The sequence below is a fragment of the Streptomyces sp. URMC 123 genome, from assembly GCF_051386515.1.
GTDB lineage: Bacteria > Actinomycetota > Actinomycetes > Streptomycetales > Streptomycetaceae > Streptomyces.
On the sequence record NZ_JBPQTV010000382.1, the window covers coordinates 1 to 5,567 of the forward strand.

The window sequence follows — 5,567 nt, forward strand, 5'->3', positions numbered from 1 at the left end:
CCACCGCGGCCCCCACCCCCACCGCGGCGCGAGAGGAGAGCTGACCATGCAGGTAGCGTCCCTTTACGCCGCCCTCCAGACCGTCGGCGCGCTGTGCTGGACGGTCACCTACGTCCTGGCGATCCGGCAGGGGTTCCGGGAGAAGGTGTACGCGATCCCGATCGCGGCCCTGTGGGCGAACTGGTCCTGGGAGTTCATCTACACCTTCCTGCGCCCGCCCGCCCACGAGGACCCCCAGCTGGCCGCCGTGAACCTGGTGTGCAACGCGGTGTGGTTCCTGCTGAACTGCGTGATCCTGTGGACCGCCGTGCGGTACGGCCGCCGCCAGTTCCCCGGGGTGTCCGTCCCCGTCTACGCCTTCTTCTTCGCCGCCGGCCTGGCGACGGCCTTCGGCGTGGTCTACACCCTCGGCGACGAGTTCCGGGACCCGTTCGGCGCCCGTGCCGCCTTCGGCATGAACCTGCTGATGTCCGTGGGCTTCCTGATGATGTTCCACGCCCGGCGGGGGCTGCTCGGCCAGTCCCTGGGCATCGCGGTCTTCAAGTTCCTGGGCACCTCGCTGGCCTCGGTGGCCTTCGTGGTGCACCCGCCGCACCCCAACTACGAGGGCTCCACCCTGCTGCCGCTGCTGTACGCGGTGATCCTGCTGTTCGACCTGATCTACATCGGCACCGTGTTCCGGGCGCGCTCCCGGGAGCGCGGCCAGGAGGGCCCGAGGCCCGGGTCGCCGGACCCGGCGGCGGCCCCCGAAGCGACCAAGGAACGGATCTGACGCCATGACAGACACTCGTCCCGCCCTGGCGGCGAGCCCCCTCGACGGCACCTGGCTCAACGGCGCGGCACCTCGGGAGCACCTGTCCCGGCTCGCCTCGCGCCACCCCCTGATCCCCATCCGGATGGGAGAGCGCACCGCCTGGCTGGTCACCGGCTTCGACGAGGTCAAGGCGGTGCTGTCCCACCCGGGCGTCGGCCGGACGAAGCTGCCCGCGCTCGACCTGGCCTCGTACGGGCTCCCCGAGATCCTGATGCTGCTGCGCGGCATGGTGAACGAGGACGGCCCGGAACTCCTGCGGCAGCGCCGGCCATTCGTCGGCGGCTTCACCCACCAGCGGGTGCGCGCCCTCCAGGGCAGGGTGGAGGAGCTGGTCGAGGGCCTGCTGGACGCGATGGCGGCCGCGGGGCCGCCGGCGGACCTGCGGCGGTTCCTCTCCGTGCCGCTGCCCTCCCGGGTGTTCGCGCTGCTGCTGGGGCTGCCGGAGACGGAGACGGAACGGTTCGGCGCCTGGCTGGACGACGCCAGCCGGGCGTTCAAGGCCGGTGACTTCATGACCGGGATGGGGATCTGGCAGCAGATCCACGGCTTCCTCCAGCAGCAGCTCGACGAGAAGCGCCGCTCACCCGGCGAGGACCTGCTGTCGGACCTGGCCGCCTCCTCGCGCGGCGAGGACGCGATGACCGACGGCGAGCTGATCGAGCTGACCTCCCAGGTGATCATGGCGGGGGTGGAGCCGACCGTCGTGCAGCTCGATCTGTCCGTGGTCGCGCTGTGCACCGAGTTCCCCGACCCGGCGGGGCTGCTGGCCACGCGGGAGGGGGCCGAGCGGGCGGTCGAGGAGATCCTGCGCCGGCACCATCCGTCCATCGGGCTGGGCGGCCTGCTCCGCGTCACCGACACCGAGGTCACGGTCGCCGGCACGGTCATCCCGGAGAACAGCCTGGTGCTCGTCTGCACGCAGGGGTCGGGGATGGACGAGCGGGTCAACCCGCGCCCGCTGGAGGTGGACCCGGACCGGTCGGCCGCCCGGCACCTGGCCTTCGGGCACGGGCCGCACCGCTGCATCGGCGCCGCGCTGGCCCGGCTGATCGTCGTCTCGGCGCTGCGCGGGCTGTTCCGCAGGTTCCCGGGGCTGCGGCCGGCCGTGGCCGCCGAGGAGCTGCCGCGCGGGCGGGGCCTGCTGTTCGTGGGCTTCGAGGAGCTGCCGGTGACCTGGTAGCCGCCTCGCCCGCCCGTACGCCGGGGCCGTACGTCCCGGGCCCGCGTCACCGCCGTACGTCCCGCCCGTACGTCTCGTCCGCTCCGCAGTCAGCCCGTCAGCCAGCCAGCCATCAAAGGGGTACACGTGCGCGACACCTCGACCACCGTCGGTCCCGAACGGCGAACCGTCCTTCCGCCCGGCCCGCGGCTGCCGGCCCCGCTCCAGACGGCACTGCTGATCAAGGCCCCGCACCGCTGGCTGCCGCGGCTGCGCCGCCGCTACGGCGACACCTTCCGGCTGCGGCTCGCCGGCATGGGCGACATGGTGATCGTGACCGACCCCGCCGAGGTCCGGCAGGTCTTCAGCGGCCCGCCGGAGCTGTACTACGGCAACCCGGTCAACGCCCCGGTGATCGGGGAGCGGTCGATGGTGGTCGTCGAGGGCAAGGACCACCTGCGGCTGCGGCGGCTGCTGACCCCCGCGTTCGGCGCCGCGGCGGTCCAGGGCTACGACGAGATGTTCGAGCGCATCGCCGCCGCCCGTGTGGCGCGCTGGCCGACCGGCCGGCCCTTCAGCGCGCTCGCCGAGATGGAGAACTACACGCAGGAGATCTTCCTGCGGGTGATCCTGGGGATCGACGACGAGCGGCGCCACGCGAAGCTGCGCGGCCCGTTCCGCAGGATCGTCAACACCAGCCTGCTGGACGCGAGCAGCCATCTGCGCCCGGGGCTGGAGCGGTTCGAGCCGTGGCGCGGGTACGCCGCCGCCCGGCGGTACGTGCGCGGGCTGATGGACTCCGAGATCGCCGCCCGGCGCCGGGTCGCGGACGTGCACGAGCGGCGGGACCTGCTGTCGCGGCTGGTGGCGACGTCGGTGGACGGCGACGCCCTCTCCGACGCGGAGATCCGGGACCAGCTGATGACGCTGATGCTGGCCGGGAACCACACGACGTCGACGACGCTGGGCTGGGCGTTCCACGAGCTGGTGCGGCACCCGGCGGCGCTGCGGGCGGCCCGGGCGGCGGCGGAGCGGGACGACGAGGACTACCTGGACGCGGTCGTCAACGAGACGATGCGGCTGCGGCCGCCGCTCTACCAGGTCATCCGGCGGCTCAAGGAGCCGGCGCGGATCGGCGCCTACGTACTGCCCGCCGAGGTGACCGTGTCGCCGGCGGTGGGGCTGGTGCAGCGCGACGGGCGCGCGTACGGCGAGCCCGACGCGTTCCGGCCCGAGCGGTTCCTGGAGGGGCAGCCCGGCCCCGGCAGCTGGATTCCCTTCGGCGGCGGGGTCCGCCGCTGCCCCGGGTCCCGCTTCGCCATGGCGGAGTCCGCGGCGATCCTCAAGGCGGCGCTGCGGCGGTTCGAGCTGAGGCCCGCGGCGCGGCGGCCGGAGCGGGTCCGGTCCCGCAACATCCTGCTGATCCCCTCGGAGGGGGCGCGGATCGTCGCCCGGCCGGTCGGCGCCGCGGGCGCGGCCGGCACGGGCGGCGGGCGCGAGGCGGCGACGGCCGCGGGTGACGCCGCGTAGGGCGGTGCCTCCCTCCCCTTCTCCTCGATCCACCCTGACCACGGCCACTGCTCAGGGCTGCCGACACGGCCCGACCGGGGCCCTGATCACGGCCACTGACTATGACCCCTCACGTGGGAGTTGACATGGCGGACCAGTCATCACAGGGATCGCGGCGGGCACTGCAAGTCGTGCTCGCGGTCCTTTCGCTGATTCCGATCGGCACCGGACTCATGGACGCCTTCGCGGGCGTCAACGCGCTGCCCTCCGAGCAGGTGGCCAACGCGGACCTGGAGAGCAACTACCGGTTCCTGGCCACGATCTGGCTCGGGGTGGGGGTGCTCATCCTGTGGATCATTCCGCGGGTGGAGACCGCGCTGCTGCCCTTCCGCGCCGTCTGCGCGGTCACCGTCGCCGGCGGTCTGGTGCGGCTGCTGTCCATGGCGGTCGCCGGGGTGCCGCACACGATGTTCGTGTGGGCGTTCGTGCTGGAGCTGGTGGCGCCGCCGCTGCTGGCCCTCTGGCAGACGCGGGTGGCCCGCGCCGTGGGCCGCCGGCCGGGTGCCGTGCACCCGCCGGGCGCCGTGCACCGGCCGAGCGCGGGGAGGCCCTGATGCCCGGCACGGTCACCGGCACGGGAGCAGGCCCCGGGGCGGGCCCCGGCAACGGCCCCGCGCCACTGCACGTAATGATCATCGGGGGCGGTATCGGCGGCCTCTGCCTGGCCCAGGGGCTGCGGAAGGCGGGCGTCGACGTCTCGGTGTACGAGCGCGACCGCACCCGTACCGACCGCCTCCAGGGCTACCGGATGGACATCAGCCCGGTCGGCAGCAGTGCCCTGCACCGCTGTCTGCCGCCCCGGCTGTTCGACGCGTTCGTCGCGACGACCGCCACCTCCAGCAAGGGGTTCACGTTCCTCACCGAGCGGTTGGAGGCCCTGCTGCACGTGCCGGCCACCGACATCGCCGGCGGCAGCGACGACCCGACCTCGGCCCACCACTCCGTCAGCCGCATGACGCTCCGTCAGGTGCTGCTGGCCGGCCTGGAGGGGGTGGTGCGCTTCGACAAGCGGTTCACGCGGTACGAGGACCGCCCGGACGGGAAGGTCGTCGCGCACTTCGAGGACGGCACGACCGCGGTCGGCGATGTGCTCGTGGGGGCCGACGGCGGCCGCTCCCGGGTGCGCGGGCAGTACCTGCCGAACGCCGTCCGCGAGTACACCGGCATCGTCGCGATCGCCGGCAAGCTGCCGCTGACCGAGGAGACCCGGCCGCTGCTGCCGGCGCCGCTGTGGTCCGGGCCGGCGCTCGTCGGCGGGGTGCGCGGCGGCCACGCGATGTTCCTGGCCTGCCAGGAGTTCGACCGCGAGCGCATCGCCGCGACCGCGGCGGCCACGGTGGACGGCCGGACGATCGGCGGGGCCGACGAGGCGGCGGACGCCCACCCGGGCGCGCTGTTCGACAACACCGCCGACTATCTGATGTGGAGCTTCAGCACGCTGGAGAGCCGCTATCGCACGGACACGGCGGTCACCGAGCTGGACACGGCCGCGCTCCAGCGGCTGGTGCTGGACATGACCGAGGACTGGCACCCGGATCTGCGGCGCCTGGTGGCCGCGTCGGACCCGTCCACGATCACGCCGCTGCCCCTCCACACGTCGGCGCCGGTGGCGCCGTGGACCCCGAGCCGGGTCACGCTGCTCGGCGACGCGATCCACAGCATGACGCCGTTCCCGGGCGTCGGCGCGAACACGGCACTGCGGGACGCGGACGAGCTCTGCCGCCGTCTGGTGGCGGCCCACCGGGGGGAGCAGCCGCTGCTGGCGGCGATCGGGGCGTACGAGAGCGCGATGCGCGACTACGCGTGGCGGGCGGTGAAGACGTCGCTGGCCACGGCCCGGCGGACGACGTCGGACAGCGCGGTCGGCTGGGCCGTGGGGCGGGCGTTCCTGCGGGTGGCGAACGCGGTGCCGCCGCTGCGGCGGCGCCTCTTCGCGACCCCGGAGGGGGCGGGCCGCCACCAGACGGCGGCAGAGCTCGTCCGCGTCCCGCAGTGCCGTGTTCGCGCCGACGCCCGGGAACGGCG

General features: G+C 74.0%; 5 protein-coding genes. All 5 read left to right on the forward strand.

Annotation, left to right across the window (positions count from 1 at the left end; all coding sequences use genetic code 11):
• The first annotated feature begins 46 nt into the window (after positions 1-46).
• Positions 47-772 carry a hypothetical protein gene (locus tag ACSNOD_RS27690; protein WP_436769807.1) on the forward strand — a complete coding sequence of 242 codons (726 nt, stop codon included), beginning with the start codon at positions 47-49 and terminating at the stop codon, positions 770-772.
• Between the two features lie 4 nt (positions 773-776).
• Positions 777-1,994 (forward strand): cytochrome P450, encoded by a 1,218-nt coding sequence (locus ACSNOD_RS27695; protein WP_436769808.1) that lies wholly within the window; start codon positions 777-779, stop codon positions 1,992-1,994.
• Between the two features lie 126 nt (positions 1,995-2,120).
• The gene (locus ACSNOD_RS27700) at positions 2,121-3,503 is read left to right on the forward strand and encodes a cytochrome P450 (protein WP_436769809.1); all 1,383 of its coding nucleotides are present in this window, start codon (positions 2,121-2,123) and stop codon (positions 3,501-3,503) included.
• A 170-nt stretch (positions 3,504-3,673) separates the two neighbouring features.
• Positions 3,674-4,096 (forward strand): DUF4345 domain-containing protein, encoded by a 423-nt coding sequence (locus ACSNOD_RS27705; protein ID WP_436769810.1) that lies wholly within the window; start codon positions 3,674-3,676, stop codon positions 4,094-4,096.
• A partial coding sequence (locus tag ACSNOD_RS27710; RefSeq protein ID WP_436769811.1) for an FAD-dependent oxidoreductase occupies positions 4,096-5,567 on the forward strand: 1,472 nt, incomplete at its 3' end. The genes ACSNOD_RS27705 and ACSNOD_RS27710, both read left to right, overlap by 1 nt.

Coding starts and splice junctions, on each gene's coding strand:
- ACSNOD_RS27695 (WP_436769808.1), top strand. CDS start 777: ATGACAGACACTCGTCCCGCCCTGGCGGCGAGCCCCCTCGACGGCACC.
- ACSNOD_RS27690 (WP_436769807.1), top strand. CDS start 47: ATGCAGGTAGCGTCCCTTTACGCCGCCCTCCAGACCGTCGGCGCGCTG.